The following is a 13,815-nucleotide window of genomic DNA, read 5'->3' as shown; positions in this document are numbered from 1 at the left end:
TTCTTGCCGGACAGCGTTTATGCCGCCTGACCGAACAAAGCCTTCACGTGTGAAGGGACCGGGGCTTACCCGGGCGACAGGCCCAACCGGTCAAGCCTTTTTCGACAACCTTCAGGTAACCGGACCGCAGCATTCTTGCAATATTGACGACGTGCCAAGAAGCCGGGATGGAACAAAAAACGTTGGCCGGACTGGTACCCGGTCAAACTTTCTCCAGCAATGGCCGGAGAGAGGGATGAATGTTCGGGCTTTCTTCCCGGATGAACCGCAGCAGGGCCTTCTCGTTTTCATGCAGGATACCGTCGCGGCCAATGCGCTCCACCAGCCAGCTGGCTTCGTCTTCCGTCACCACTTCATTGGCGGCAATCTCCGCAAGCATCTCGTTTCCGCGGGCGGTGAACGGGTCAGGCGTGTCGCCATAGGCGTCACGAATGCCGCCGACACCACCGCTGAACATCTTCTTGAAAAAACCGCCGAGCCCACCTTCAAATCCGCCGGGCTGTTCCAGCCAGTTTTCACGCTCGAGGGCAATCTTGCGGGAGGGTGGCGTGAAACCGGACATCGCCATCATGTAATTGGCGACCGCCTTGGCAAAGAGCTCCGACCAGCCGGGAGCATTTTCCGCCTCTATTGTCGCGTCGTTGAGATCGAACAGTACCTCGGCTTCAGCCTTCGAAATGGCAACGCCGCGACTGCCGGCACCGGCATAGAGCACCCGGCGCAGCAGCTCCACTTCAGCCTCGGCAATGACGCCGGGCTTGAGGTCCAGGCCCGAGCGCGTCGGACCTTTCCCCGAAATCACGCTGTCCGCCACAGCCCGCAGTGCAAACTGTTCGAGACTTTCCGGTGCTTCGCGGGCTTTTTCCAGCACATGCAGCACGGCGTCCAGCTCGGTTTTACCGCAGATATGACCATCCGCCATGATCTGGGTGACCAGCCAGGCAGCCTTGTCCTCGGATACATAGCCCTCGGGTTTTGCCTGGTGCACCAGGATATCGAGGATGGCTTCGGGAAAGAGTTCGTACCAGGTGTCGTGATAGGTGATGTCGGCATTGTTCAGCCGAAAAAGAGCCTCGCCTTCTTCAACGGACACAGCCATATCGCCGTAAACGTAGCGGCGCACGTTGATGACATCATCCTCACTGAGATGTCCCGCTGCTATTCTGGCAGCCACGAATTCATTCAACGTCGGTTTGGCCATGCTGTCCCCCTTGAAAACCGGAACGACTATTGCCGAAATTTCTTGAAGTTACCCTAAAACCGAACCGACAAAAAAAGGGAGCCGCGAGGGACGGCTCCCTTATCCGTTTCCCGTGCGCGGGGTGGGGCCGCCGGGGGTGGGAAACGGCTCCGGCCGGTGTGATCGGCCGGAGTTTTTCAGGTGTTCTGCGCCAGATCAGCCGCGGTGGTGTTTACCCCATCCCTGACCCTGACCACGACCTTCGCCATCACCATGGCCGTGACCTTTCTTCCAGCCGTGGCCCTTGTCCGGACCATGGCCACCTTTCCGGCCACCCTTGAAGTCCGCCTTGGTGATCACGCCGTCGTTGTTGCGGTCGGCGCGCTCCAGCATGCGGTCCTGGTGTTTGCTCTGTTCTTCCGCGGTAATCCCGAGGCTGCCGTCGGCATCGGCACGCTGGAACATGTCGACCACCCGGTTCTCGTTGATCGAAAGCCACAGCGGACCGAAATCCTGAAGCGTGAACGAGCCGTTGCCGTCGGTGTCGGCCAGAGCAAACAATTCACCGCGCCTTGCATCGAATTCCTCGCGGCTCACCTTGCCGTCCGCATCGGTGTCGAACATGCCCAGGAACATGCCTCCCGGGCCGCCGTGACCACCACGACCCATGTGGTGTCCGCCCTGTCTCATTTGCGGACCACCGCGCCAGCCGTGCTCACCACGGCCGCCGCGCTCGGCGCGCTCTCCGCGCTCTTTACGCTCACCCCGCTCTGCTCTTTCGCCGCGCGGGCCACGATCATCGTCGTCATCGTCGGCCATAGGGCCACGCGGACCGCGAACACGTTCAACGGTTCCGTTGCCGTCACGATCCAGCATGTTGAACATGCGGTTGGCGAGAAAATCCGCTTCTTCCTGGGTTACAGTGCCATCGCCGTCACGGTCGAGGAACTGAAACGCCCTGACCATGCGGTCATTGGAACGGGTGAGAAATTCGGCCTTGAATTCCTCCAGACTGATCTCGCCGTTGCCATCTGCATCGGCCGATGTGAACTCCTGCGTCCGGACTTCCTCGATTTCAGCCTTGGTGATGACACCGTCTTCATTGACATCGAAACGTTCGAACAACCGCTCGGCGCGTTCCTTGCCACCGCGCATGCCATGACCCCGGCCGAAGCCGTATCCCGGACCACCGCGCCCATCCATAAGCGCAACACGCTGTCCGTCGGCCTGCTGAATTTGTTGCCCCCCGTCCTGGTTTGCAGTCGCGTTCTGGGCGGAAGCGGACAGGCCGGCCGTCAGCGCGGTACCCGCGACGCTCGCAGCCAGGGCGGCAATTGCAATCTTCTTGAACGGTTTCATTCCAACAACTCCTTGGTTCGTTGATAAGCTGAAGGTAGGCAGCAATTGTCGCAGGAATACCGTCCGAATGGGCCCGAAGTGTCGCCATCTGTCCCGGATGGGCACTGCGACACACTTTGTTACAAGTTCCGGTCGCGCAAGCGCGTTCTGGAGACTATTTTTACCTTAGAAACAGTAGGATCACAGCGCCCGGCCGGTTTGAGACCATTCCCGGCAGGCCAGATTGGAGAGACACTTGAGCGATCCGAGCCCGCATATCCTGGTGGTGGACGATCACCGCGACATCCGCGAAACTCTTGCGCGCTACCTCGTCAAGAACGGACTGCGCGCAACCGTGGCGGAAAATGCTGCACAGGCGCGCAAGACCCTGAAGGCGGCGTCCATCGATCTTGTCGTGCTGGATATCATGATGCCGGGCGAGGACGGACTGTCCCTGTGCCGTCATCTGGTGGAAACCGGCTCCATGCCCGTGATCCTGCTAACCGCGATGGCAGACGACACAGACCGGGTGATCGGTCTGGAAATCGGTGCCGACGATTATGTTACTAAGCCCTTCAACCCCCGCGAACTGCTCGCGCGCATTCGCGCGGTTCTGCGCCGTACATCGCTTGTGCCGAAGGAACGCGATCCGATCGAGCACGACAGGCTTCATTTCGACGGCTGGTCGCTGAATGTCTCGCGTCGAGAGCTTCTGGACCCGGAAGGGACTTCTGTTGCCCTTTCCAGCGGTGAATTCCAGTTGCTGTGCGCCTTCCTCAAACGTCCGAAAATGGTGCTGAACCGCGACCAGCTGATGGATCTGACTACTGGCCGGACACCCGCCGTCTTCGACAGGTCCATCGACAACCAGGTCTCCCGTCTGCGCCGAAAGATCGAGATCGATCCGAAAGACCCCAAACTCATCAAGACCGTCTGGGGCGGCGGCTACATGTTCACCGCGGAAGTGAGAGACACGGCCGAATGACGACACGTCCGACGCCCCGCCCGATCCTGTCCCGTCTCTGGCCGAGCACCCTTGCCTCGCAGCTGATCATTCTGCTGCTCGCAGCCATCGTCGCGGCACAGGCCTTCAGCATCTGGATCTTCCAGGACGAGCGGCGCATCGCGCTCGTGGCGGCGGCCCGTGACAACCTTCTGTCGCGCGCTGTTTCCCTGGCGGAGCTGATGGAAGATACACCTGCAAACCTGCAGGACAGGATCCTTGTGGCCAGCAGCAGCCGGTTCGCAGTGTTCTGGCTTGGCGACAAGCCGCTGGCACCGGCGCCCGGCAACTCGCGTTTCGAAAAACGCCTGCAGGGCTACATGGCCGAAAGGCTGGAACACGGCCAGACTGTGCATCTCAACATTCTTGCCGACGAAAAACGTGGACCGCGTGGCCGCGAGGCAGACGACGATGATCATCCGAAGTGGCGCGACGAGCCGCGACACGAACGCCCTTCGAAACTGCGCAAGATCATGAACAAGCCGGAAGACCTGTCGCTGTCTATCCAGATGAGTGACGGACGCTGGCTGAATGTCGCCACCAGCTATCGCCCGCCAGCCGGCGATTTTCTGCCTCTGGTCGTGCAGCTGTCGATTACCGCCCTGCTGATGGTGCTCATTATCGGTTTTGCCGTCCGCCGCGTGACCCGGCCCTTGAAGGAACTGTCCGTGGCTGCCGAGAAGTTCGGCCGCGGCGAACAACAGAAGCCACTGACACCCAGCGGGCCGAGCGAAGTCCGCTCGCTGACGAACGCCTTCAACGACATGCAGGACCGCCTGACACGGTTTGTCAGGGACCGCACACGGATGCTGGCCGCCATCAGTCACGATCTCAGAACCCCGATCACTTCATTGCGCCTGCGGGCCGAGTTCATCGAGGACGAGGAAAACCGCGACAAGATGATCGAAACCCTGGAAGAAATGGCCGCAATGACGGAAGCCGCGCTGCGTTTCGCCAGGGACGACGCCCAGGCGGAAACAGCGGAAAACGCCGATCTTGGTGCGATCCTGGAGGCACTTGCAGGCGACCAGCAGGACCTTGGCCATAAATGCACCGTTGAAACGGAAGAACGCATCGTGCTTACTTGCCGTCCGGTGGCCTTGAAACGGGCCCTGAGGAACCTGATAGAGAACGGGATCCGCTACGGAGACGGCGTCTCGGTCCACGCGGCCAGATCCGCCGGCGAAGCCATCATCCGCATTACCGACAAGGGTCCTGGCATTCCCGAGGAAAAGTTGAAGGACGTCTTCGAACCCTTTGTCAGGCTTGAAGAATCCCGCAGCGAAGAAACAGGCGGCATCGGTCTGGGTCTGGCGATCACCCGTTCGATCATCCATGCACATGGCGGCCGGATCGAGTTGAAGAACCGTCCGGAAGGCGGTCTTCAGGCCGACGTCAGATTGCCGCTCGGGGCGGGCAAATAGACTGGGTCAAATACCGCGTGGCACAAGCGTTCCAGAGATCAGATGCGACAGCACCGATGGAACGGGCGGGATCCGGCTGACAGGAAACAGCACATTGTCGCGCAAAAAGGGCAGCAACCTGCTGTCACTTTGATAGGCTGGCGTGAACATCGCGCTGAACGCCTGATAGACACCCACATGCCAACGTCTGGCCTTGCCGTAGGCAGGGAGAGCCTGGTCAAGTGGCAGGGTCTCCAATGCCTTTGCCAGGGCGGCAGCGTCCAGCAGAGCCATGTTCGCGCCCTGCCCGAGCTGCGGGCTCGCCCGGTGGGCGGCATCGCCGACAAAGGCAATCCTGTCACCCCAGGGCTGGCGCAAGGTGCCATGGCTGTAGCGCGCCATGGTCATTTGCTCCGGATCCGTGATCTGCTCCAGAAAGGGTCCGGCATCGGGCCAGATCGACAGCGCCGTGTCCTTCCAGGCTGCCAGCCCGCCCTTGAGCCAGTCTTCATAAGCGTCGTGGCGAAGTGACCAGAAGAACGCGGCCTTCCGCCGGTCCTGTCCCGGCATGAGGCCGACAGGCAACACACCAATCATGTGGTCTGCACCGCGATAGCGCTGGGAAAGATGATCCTCGGGCAGACCGCCGGAAACCCAGTCGACAGTTCCCCAGATCGCACCGAACGACAGTGCGCGTGCTTTCAGCGGCGACAGAACCGAATTTGCACCCGACGCATCGATGATCAGGTCGAAGGCCTCGGAAAAGCTGCCATCCGCGAAACGCAGTTTCCCGTCCTGGTGACCGGTGATCCGGCAATCCGTGTGCCAGTAAAGCGCACGGGTCAGCACCTTTTCATAAAGCGCCGAAAACAGAGCGGCCCGGTGGATACCAAGCCCCGGCACTGCGCCATAGTCCACGTCAAGAACCCGTCTGCCGGTTTGCGATGACCTGCCAAGCACACGCTTGATCGGCGTTGCGTGCTTCTGCACCACATCCGCGACACCAGCCAGTTCCAGGACTTCCAGCCCGACAGGCTGGATCATCAAGCCCGAACCGATGGGAACCGGTTTGCGGAATTGTTCAAACAGGGAAATCCGGTGGCCCAGACGCTCCAGAAGAATGGCTGTGGCCAGTCCTCCAATCCCGGCCCCGACAATGGCAATGTTCATCGGGCAATCACTTCATGAATGGATGGATCCTTTTGACCAGAGTCTGCTGGCAAGCACAATATGCTCCGGCACCCCGTGCCGCGGAAGAGCTCAAGACGTCCGCCGAGAGGAGTCGGGGCAACTTTGGCACCGGACGCTCAACGCCGCGCCTGAAGGCCACCGGCGTAAGTGGCCTCATCGACCGGTTCGAGCCACTCCGCCGTCGCACCGTCCTGTTCTTCCTGTATGGCCAGATGGACAAGTGAGGTGTTCGGTCCGGCGCCATGCCAATGTTTGACGCCAGGCGGGATCCAGATGACATCACCTGGCAGTATCGACAGTTTCTCCTGCCCCCACAGATGCACAAAACCTGCCCCTTCCAGTATCTGAAGGGTCTGCCCAAGCGGATGGGTGTGCCAGTGAGTACGTGCCCCCGGTTCGAACGTCACCCGCAATGCGCGCACGCGCGCTGGCGCGGGCGCCTCGATCACCGGGTCCTGCCAGACCGTTCCAGTGAAATAATCCGGATTTGCACGTCGCGATGGCCTGGAACCGGCCTCGAATACGGTCAGGACACTCATGGACACCTCCTCGCAAGTCTCTGCCACCATGCGCACGGATCGGGCCGCCCAGTTTCCTGCCGGCCGAATGCCCTCTTACTTGGCGGCAGATACTGGAGCCGAAACGTCTTGACGCTTCACCGCACGTGGCCAGTTGATCAGAACAACACCGAAAATGGCAAGGCAAATTCCGGCAAAGGTCTCCAGATCCAGCGTCTCCGACAGGAACACGACACCGAGAAAGACACCTACGCCTGAGCGCAGATAGGCCTGACTGGCCGTTCCCATTGCCCCAAGGGTCGACAGCAGACGGAAATAGATCAGAAATGCCAGCGCGGTGCACGCGAGCGAGAGCGTCAGCGCGGCAACGATGCCGGTCGTATCCGGCGTCAACTGCCAGGGCCGGTCGACGATGAGGCTTGCCGGGACCAGCACAACCGATGCGCAGATGAGCGTTCCCGCAGCCGGCACTATGGGCGGCAGACCCGCAAAGACACGGCCGCGCAGGGCCGCAATGCCATAGAGCGCAGCCCCGAACAGGACGACAAGCTGCGGCACAAGGTTCCTGCCGATATCCTCAAGCGCACCGACACCGACGATCAGCACGATACCGGCAAAGCCGAACAAGGCGCCGGTGAGTTGCCGGGCACCTGGCCTTTCGCCATGGTTCAGCAGCAGGAACGAAAAGGCGAAGACCCAGAGCGGCGAGGTTGAATTCAGAACGCTGGAGACGGCCGTCCCGGCATATTGCTGGCCCCAGGCCAGCATCAGCCAGGGTCCTGTGCTGTTGACCAGGGACTGGATGAAGAACTGCTTCCAGTTTTGCCTGTCCAGCGGCATTCGAATGCCCCTTGCTGCCATGATGACCAGCAACGCCAGCGCAGCAAGAGACACACGGATGGCAATCAGCGTCGCAGGAGGAAACGATGGCAGCGCCAGGCTGATCCACATGTAGGATGAGCCCCACAGCAGAGCGAGCACGCCCAAAAGCGCCAGTTCGATGGATCTGTTTTGCATGGCTGCCGGCTTAACCGTTCACGTCGCGGCTGTCGGCGGGAGCCTCGTCGCGCTCGTCCATGCCATAGTCGCGCAGCACCTGCGCCACCCGCAACCGGTAATCCTTGAAATAGCTGTTCCGTCCGGCACGCTGCGCCTTGCGATGCTGCGTGAGCTGCCGCCATTCATTCAGCGCGGCTTCGTCGCGAAAGAAGGAGACCGACAGTAATTTCTCCGGATTGGTGAGGCTCTGGAATCGCTCGACGGACAGGAACCCGTCGATCTGTTCGACCAGGGGCTTCATCTCGGCAGCCATGTCGAGATAAGCCTGTTTCTTGTCCGCATGCGGGATCACTTCGAAGATGACGGCAATCATTTGAGTTTCTCTCCCATGCCATGCGGTGCGGAGGCCAGTTTCAGAAACGTGCGGTCTTCCCGCAAGATGAATTTTTCCTTCATGGCAAAAGCATAGTTCTCCTGCCCCAACGGGTCCGCGGCAAGCCGCGCCCGGTAGGCTTCATATGCCGCAAGGTTCTCGATGGAATAAACACCGTACGCCAGCGTCGTCGAGCCTTCGTGGGGTGCAAAATAGCCGATCAGATCCGCACCGCAACGCGGGATCGCCTGCCCCCAGTTTCGCGCGTATTGCTCAAAGGCGGCTTTCTTCGTCGGGTCGATGTGATAGCGGATGAAACAGGTAATCACCAAGGTCTCCTTCAAGGCTGTGTCGATTGCGCTTGTGTGCCACGGTCCATGTCTGCAATGCTTCGACACAGATCGAACCATGGAGGAGATCCCATGAAGGATGGACCGGACATTGCCCGCATCGGCGCCTTGATGGGTGACCCGGCCCGCGCCAACATTCTGAGCGCGCTGTTAAGCGGCAAGGCCCTGACGGCGACGGAACTGGCAACCGAAGCCGGCATCACCGGCCAGACCGCCAGTTCGCACCTGAAGAAACTGATGGAAGGCGGCTTGCTGACCCAGGCCAAGCAGGGCCGGCATCGCTATTTCACGCTCGCGGGCCCGGAAGTTGGAGCCGTGCTGGAAGCCGTGATGGGCCTTGCCGCCCGCAAGGGTCACCTGCGCACACGCACCGGCCCCAGAGACCCACAGATGCGGGCCGCCCGTGTGTGTTATGACCATTTGGCTGGCGATATGGCGGTGCGTATTTTCGACAGCCTGCAGAAGCGCGGGTTCCTTGCCGTCTCGACGGACAAGGGCGGCCTCGCCCTGACCGCAGATGGTGAAGGTTTCGTCTCAGGCATCGGCATTGACCTGGATGCCCTCACAGCAAGCCGCCGCCCGATGTGCCGTGCCTGTCTGGACTGGAGCGAAAGGCGCAATCATCTGGCGGGAGGTCTGGGGGCCGCTCTTCTGACGCGCTTCACCGAAAGCGACTGGCTGCGCCGCGAACCGGCGGGACGCATCGTTCATATTTCGCCGAAAGGTGAAGCGGAACTGAAGAAACTGTTTCCGGTACCCTGAGCAACACCCCCGCCCCTTTCTGCTCATCCACAGATAACAAAAAACCCGGCCGAAGCCGGGCTTTGTAAGGAAGTGGGCAGACGCCAGGGGCAAACGTGGCGCCCAGTGATCTTGTTCTTGTTTCTTGGGGCCAATTTCGGGGTGGGCCCAGCTCAAAGAGACCGGATGGTCTCCTGAACCTTCGGAAGGGCTTCACGCCAGGAGCGATAAAGCCGCGCCGGCAACCACGCAAGGCGGTCCCGATTGTAATCCTGGCGATGCTGAACCAGCAAAATTCTAGCGATTTGCACAGTCATGTTTTTTTCTCCTTTGGTGTGCGCAGAACCTTTATCGGCGCTCACCTGATAGAGCATATGTTAGCGCACTGCGTGCACATTACAAGAGTGCACAGTGTGCATATTCTCAAAAATTTGTGTTATTTTCCTTACGTCATTTAATTCATTGGAGAAAATAAATGGCCTCCCGCGTGCGACACGCGGGAGGCCATCTGTTTCCAGTCGGTTTTGGTGGAGCGGACCCTACTCGGCAGCGACCATCCGGGCCGGATCGTAGTTGAGAATCGGAGCCAGCCAGCGTTCCGCGTAGGCCAGATCCCAACCTTTGCGTGCGGCGTAATCCTCCACCTGGTCCTTCTCGATCTTGCCGACACCGAAATAATGGCTGTCGGCATGACCGAAATAGAGCCCGGAAACGGAAGACCCCGGCAACATGGCCCTGCTCTCTGTCAGCTGAATGCCTGTCAGGCGTTCCGCATCGAGCAGCCGGAACAGGGTATCCTTTTCCGTATGGTCCGGCTGGGCCGGGTAGCCCGGTGCCGGACGAATGCCCTGATATTTTTCCGAGATGATATCGTCGACGGACAGGTCTTCGGCGGCGGCGTAGCCCCAAATGTCCTTGCGTACGATCTGGTGCAGCTTCTCGGCAAAGGCTTCCGCCAGCCGGTCTGCCAGGGCCTGGGAGAGGATCTTGTTGTAGTCGTCCGACTCCCTGGCGTAACGCGCCGCCAGCTCGTCCTCGCCATGACCGGAGGTAACGGCAAATCCGCCGATCCAGTCGGCAATGCCGCTGGCCTCGGGCGCAACGAAATCGCTGAGGGCGATATTGGCGCGGCCACCTGCAGTCCGGCTCATCTGCTGGCGCAGCGTGTGGAAGGTCGCCAGCGTTTCGCTCCGGCTTTCGTCGGTGAAGACACGCACATCGTCACCAACCGCATTGGCCGGCCACAGGCTTGCAACACCGCGTGCCGTCAGCAGCTTCTTTTCAACGATTTCATCGAGCATCCGCCGGGCATCGTCGAAAAGCGCCTTGGCCGCCGGGCCGTAGCGATTGTCGGTCAGTACCGCCGGATAACGGCCCTTGATCTCCCAGGTGGAGAAGAACGGCGTCCAGTCGATGAACGGCACCAGTTCCTCCAGCGGGAAATCGTCATAGACAGTCGTGCCTGGCTTCTTCGGCGCAACCGGCTGTTTGCCCTTAAAGTCGGCCTTGAAGGCATTGTCCCGCGCGGCTTTCAGCGACGTGCGCTGCTGAGAACCCCTGCCGGCTGCATGCTTTTCGGCAATATCGGCATATTCGGCACGCACATCGGCATAGTAAGGCGCGCGGCCACCTTCGCTCATCAGCTTGGAGGCAACACCGACAGCCCGGCCCGCATCGGTGACATAGATTGCCTGGCCGCGGGCATAGTTCGGGTGGATCTTCACCGCTGTATGGATCTTGGACGTGGTCGCCCCGCCGATCAGCAGCGGCACATCAAGCCCTTCACGTTCCAGCTCGGCGGCAACGTGGCACATTTCGTCCAGCGACGGTGTGATCAGGCCGGACAGCCCGATCATGTCGACCTTTTCCTGACGCGCGGTATCGAGGATCTTCGCTGCCGGCACCATGACGCCGAGATCGATCACCTCGAAGTTGTTGCACTGGAGCACGACGCCGACAATGTTCTTGCCGATGTCATGCACATCGCCCTTGACCGTCGCCATCAGGATCTTGCCGGCGGAAGAATGACCCGTTTGGCCAAGCTCTTCCTTTTCCTTTTCCATGAACGGCATCAGATAGGCGACCGCCTTCTTCATGACGCGGGCAGACTTGACCACCTGCGGCAGGAACATCTGCCCGGATCCGAAGAGATCGCCGACGACGTTCATACCGTCCATCAGCGGGCCTTCGATCACGTGCAGCGGCCGGTCGAAGGCCTGGCGGGCTTCTTCGGTGTCTTCTTCCACGTAATCGGCAATGCCGTGAACGAGCGCGTGTTCCAGGCGCTTGGCAACACCCCAGGTACGCCAGGTGAGATCGGCTTCCTTTTTCTTGCCGCCCTCGCCTTTCCAGCGCTCGGCCGCTTCCAGCAACCGGTCGGTGCTGTCCTGCCGCCGATTGAGGACAACGTCCTCGCAAAGCTCGCGCAATTCGCGATCGAGATCATTATAGACCGCAAGCTGACCGGCATTCACGATGCCCATATCCATGCCGCGCTTGATGGCATGATAGAGGAACACCGAATGCATCGCCTCGCGCACGGCTTCGTTGCCGCGGAACGAGAACGACAGATTCGATACGCCGCCTGACACATGGGCGTGCGGCAGGTTCTCGCGGATCCAGCCGGTCGCCTCGATGAAGTCGACGCCATAGTTGTTGTGTTCCTCGATGCCTGTCGCGACGGCAAAGATGTTCGGGTCGAAAATGATGTCTTCCGGCGGGAAGCCGACCTTTTCGGTCAGGATCTTGTAGGACCGTGCGCAGATCTCTGTCTTGCGCTCGAAGGTGTCGGCCTGTCCGCTTTCATCAAACGCCATCACCACAACGGCAGCACCGTAACGGCGCACCAGCGTCGCGTGCTTGATGAACTCCTCTTCGCCTTCCTTCATCGAGATGGAGTTCACGACCCCCTTGCCCTGGATGCATTTGAGGCCCGCTTCGATGACCGTCCACTTGGAACTGTCGATCATCACCGGAACCTTGGCGATGTCCGGCTCGGCGGCCACCAGGTTCAGGAAGGTGACCATGGCTTCCTCGGAATCGAGCAGGCCTTCGTCCATGTTGATGTCGATGATCTGCGCGCCGTTTTCGACCTGCTGACGGGCAACTTCGAGCGCGGTTGGGTAGTCCCCTTCCTTGATCAGCTTGCGGAACCTGGCCGAGCCGGTCACGTTGGTCCGTTCGCCCACGTTGACGAAGTTGGTCTCCTTCGTCACCACGAACGGCTCCAGGCCCGACAGACGCATGTGAATGTCGATGTCCGGGATCTCGCGCGGTTTCTTGTCCGCAACGGCGTCCGCAATCGCCTTGATATGCGCAGGCGTGGTACCACAGCAGCCGCCAACAACGTTGACGAGACCCGCCGAGGCAAATTCCTCGATCAGGCCGGCCATATGTTCCGGGCTCTCGTCATATTCACCGAATTCGTTCGGCAGGCCGGCATTCGGATAGGCGCACACAAGCGTGTCGGCGACGCGGCCGAGCTCGTCCACATGCGCACGCATTTCCTTGGCGCCAAGTGCACAGTTGAGACCGATGGTCAGCGGGCTGGTGTGACGGACGGAGTTCCAGAAGGCTTCCGGTGTCTGTCCGGAAAGTGTCCGGCCCGAAAGATCGGTGATCGTACCGGAAATCATCACCGGCAGGATCTTGCCGGTTTCTTCGAAGACCTCGTCAATGGCAAACAGCGCCGCCTTGGCGTTCAGCGTGTCGAAGATGGTCTCCACCAGGATGATATCGGCCCCACCCGCAATGAGACCGCGGGTAGCTTCGGCATAGGCAATGCGCAGATCATCAAAGGAAACAGCACGGTAGCCCGGATTGTTCACATCCGGCGAGATCGACGCGGTCCGGTTGGTCGGACCGAGCGCCCCGGCGACGAAACGCGGCCGGGACGGATCCTGTGCCGTGACCTTGTCGCAGGCTTCACGCGCGAGTTTCGCGCTTTCGAAGTTCAGCTCATAGGCCAGCTCTTCCATGCCGTAGTCGGCCTGAGCGATCGTCGTGGAGGAAAAGGTGTTGGTCTCGACGATGTCGGCACCGGCTTCCAGATAATCGACATGGATCTTCCGGATCGCGTCCGGCTGGGTCAGGCTCAGCAGATCGTTATTGCCCTTGATGTCGCTCGGCCAGTCCTTGAAGCGGTCACCGCGGTAGGCCGCTTCATCCAGTTTCAGAAGCTGGATTTCCGTGCCCATGGCACCGTCAAGGACGAGAATACGGGTCTTGGCGAGGTCACGGAGGCGCTCGAAGGCGTCTGACTTGATCACGGGGTTTCCTTCCGGAAATTTCTGTTGGTTTGGCCGGCGGAAGCCGGCGTGATTTAACTGTGCAACCGGACAGCGTGTCAGCTGTCCCGGTCGGTATCGTTGTAAGAGGCGTCCCAGAACTTGGTGCGGCTGTGAACGTCGTCTTCGGTCGGGTGCCAGTCTTCGCCGCGTGCCTCATAAACGGCCAGGAGCCCGAGAATTTCGAGGGCCGAATGCCCGCGGAACTCGTGGTCCTTGTCGGTGGCGACGATCAGACGATTGTTGTCCGCGCCCATGTCGACGACATGAAGCTCGAAGCCCTTCTCGCGCAACACCGCATAGGCGGTCGATTCAATGGCATCGGCAGTGCTTAACTTGATCATCTCGCTCCGCTTCCCGCTTGGTTTCCGGCCGTTCCTGTCCTGAATGACAGCAGCGTGTCCCGGCTGCGCCGATACCCCCAACCCCTGTC

General features: G+C 60.4%; 13 protein-coding genes. 3 read left to right on the top strand and 10 right to left on the bottom strand.

Features of this window, described 5'->3' with window-relative positions; all coding sequences use genetic code 11:
* Positions 1–202 precede the first annotated feature (202 nt).
* On the bottom strand, positions 203–1,201 hold the full coding sequence (locus HEP89_RS18630) for a hypothetical protein (RefSeq protein WP_168692751.1): 999 nt from the start codon (positions 1,199–1,201) through the stop codon (positions 203–205).
* A gap of 195 nt (positions 1,202–1,396) precedes the next feature.
* The gene (locus tag HEP89_RS18625; RefSeq protein WP_168692750.1) at positions 1,397–2,539 is read right to left on the bottom strand and encodes a calcium-binding protein; all 1,143 of its coding nucleotides are present in this window, start codon (positions 2,537–2,539) and stop codon (positions 1,397–1,399) included.
* Positions 2,540–2,774: 235 nt separating this feature from the next.
* On the opposite strand from HEP89_RS18625, the gene HEP89_RS18620 reads away from it, so the two are divergent.
* Together HEP89_RS18620 and HEP89_RS18615 are read left to right on the top strand one after the other, a co-directional pair.
* Complete coding sequence (locus tag HEP89_RS18620; protein WP_023000920.1) at positions 2,775–3,503, top strand: response regulator; 729 nt, start codon at positions 2,775–2,777, stop codon at positions 3,501–3,503.
* Positions 3,500–4,945 (top strand): ATP-binding protein, encoded by a 1,446-nt coding sequence (locus HEP89_RS18615; protein ID WP_168692749.1) that lies wholly within the window; start codon positions 3,500–3,502, stop codon positions 4,943–4,945. The genes HEP89_RS18620 and HEP89_RS18615 overlap by 4 nt, the downstream gene beginning before the upstream one ends.
* A gap of 6 nt (positions 4,946–4,951) precedes the next feature.
* On the opposite strand, the gene HEP89_RS18610 is transcribed toward HEP89_RS18615, so the two are convergent.
* The 5 genes from HEP89_RS18610 to HEP89_RS18590 form a co-directional block, all read right to left on the bottom strand.
* Positions 4,952–6,094, bottom strand: a complete 1,143-nt coding sequence (locus HEP89_RS18610; protein ID WP_168692748.1) for an NAD(P)/FAD-dependent oxidoreductase — start codon at positions 6,092–6,094, stop codon at positions 4,952–4,954.
* A 137-nt stretch (positions 6,095–6,231) separates the two neighbouring features.
* A complete protein-coding gene (locus tag HEP89_RS18605; protein ID WP_023000917.1) occupies positions 6,232–6,654 on the bottom strand; it encodes a cupin domain-containing protein in 423 nt (140 codons plus the stop codon).
* 75 nt (positions 6,655–6,729) lie between these two features.
* Positions 6,730–7,650 carry an EamA family transporter gene (locus tag HEP89_RS18600; protein ID WP_168692747.1) on the bottom strand — a complete coding sequence of 307 codons (921 nt, stop codon included), beginning with the start codon at positions 7,648–7,650 and terminating at the stop codon, positions 6,730–6,732.
* A gap of 10 nt (positions 7,651–7,660) precedes the next feature.
* Positions 7,661–8,005 (bottom strand): antibiotic biosynthesis monooxygenase, encoded by a 345-nt coding sequence (locus tag HEP89_RS18595; RefSeq protein WP_023000915.1) that lies wholly within the window; start codon positions 8,003–8,005, stop codon positions 7,661–7,663.
* On the bottom strand, positions 8,002–8,334 hold the full coding sequence (locus tag HEP89_RS18590) for an NIPSNAP family protein (RefSeq protein WP_055656646.1): 333 nt from the start codon (positions 8,332–8,334) through the stop codon (positions 8,002–8,004). The genes HEP89_RS18595 and HEP89_RS18590 overlap by 4 nt, the downstream gene beginning before the upstream one ends.
* Positions 8,335–8,427: 93 nt before the next feature.
* Here HEP89_RS18590 and HEP89_RS18585 point away from each other — a divergent pair, with 93 nt between their 5' ends.
* Positions 8,428–9,117 (top strand): winged helix-turn-helix domain-containing protein, encoded by a 690-nt coding sequence (locus HEP89_RS18585; protein WP_077292565.1) that lies wholly within the window; start codon positions 8,428–8,430, stop codon positions 9,115–9,117.
* Positions 9,118–9,269: 152 nt separating this feature from the next.
* Here HEP89_RS18585 and HEP89_RS18580 read toward each other — a convergent pair whose 3' ends face one another.
* The 3 genes from HEP89_RS18580 to HEP89_RS18570 form a co-directional block, all read right to left on the bottom strand.
* Positions 9,270–9,413, bottom strand: coding sequence for a hypothetical protein (locus tag HEP89_RS18580; RefSeq protein ID WP_156912470.1), 144 nt, complete (start codon positions 9,411–9,413; stop codon positions 9,270–9,272).
* Positions 9,414–9,635: 222 nt separating this feature from the next.
* Complete coding sequence (gene metH, locus HEP89_RS18575) at positions 9,636–13,364, bottom strand: methionine synthase (RefSeq protein WP_075283256.1); 3,729 nt, start codon at positions 13,362–13,364, stop codon at positions 9,636–9,638.
* A gap of 77 nt (positions 13,365–13,441) precedes the next feature.
* Positions 13,442–13,815: hypothetical protein (locus HEP89_RS18570; RefSeq protein ID WP_207106376.1), on the bottom strand; the 374-nt coding region annotated here is incomplete at its 5' end.

Origin of the sequence: Labrenzia sp. 5N (genome assembly GCF_012395805.1) — a bacterium.
Lineage (GTDB): Bacteria > Pseudomonadota > Alphaproteobacteria > Rhizobiales > Stappiaceae > Roseibium > Roseibium algicola.
This window is presented reverse-complemented; position numbering and strand designations above follow the sequence as displayed.

Coding starts and splice junctions, on each gene's coding strand:
- HEP89_RS18630 (WP_168692751.1), bottom strand. CDS start 1,201: ATGGCCAAACCGACGTTGAATGAATTCGTGGCTGCCAGAATAGCAGCG.
- HEP89_RS18625 (WP_168692750.1), bottom strand. CDS start 2,539: ATGAAACCGTTCAAGAAGATTGCAATTGCCGCCCTGGCTGCGAGCGTC.
- HEP89_RS18615 (WP_168692749.1), top strand. CDS start 3,500: ATGACGACACGTCCGACGCCCCGCCCGATCCTGTCCCGTCTCTGGCCG.
- HEP89_RS18610 (WP_168692748.1), bottom strand. CDS start 6,094: ATGAACATTGCCATTGTCGGGGCCGGGATTGGAGGACTGGCCACAGCC.
- HEP89_RS18605 (WP_023000917.1), bottom strand. CDS start 6,654: ATGAGTGTCCTGACCGTATTCGAGGCCGGTTCCAGGCCATCGCGACGT.
- HEP89_RS18600 (WP_168692747.1), bottom strand. CDS start 7,650: ATGCAAAACAGATCCATCGAACTGGCGCTTTTGGGCGTGCTCGCTCTG.
- HEP89_RS18595 (WP_023000915.1), bottom strand. CDS start 8,005: ATGATTGCCGTCATCTTCGAAGTGATCCCGCATGCGGACAAGAAACAG.
- HEP89_RS18585 (WP_077292565.1), top strand. CDS start 8,428: ATGAAGGATGGACCGGACATTGCCCGCATCGGCGCCTTGATGGGTGAC.
- HEP89_RS18580 (WP_156912470.1), bottom strand. CDS start 9,413: ATGACTGTGCAAATCGCTAGAATTTTGCTGGTTCAGCATCGCCAGGAT.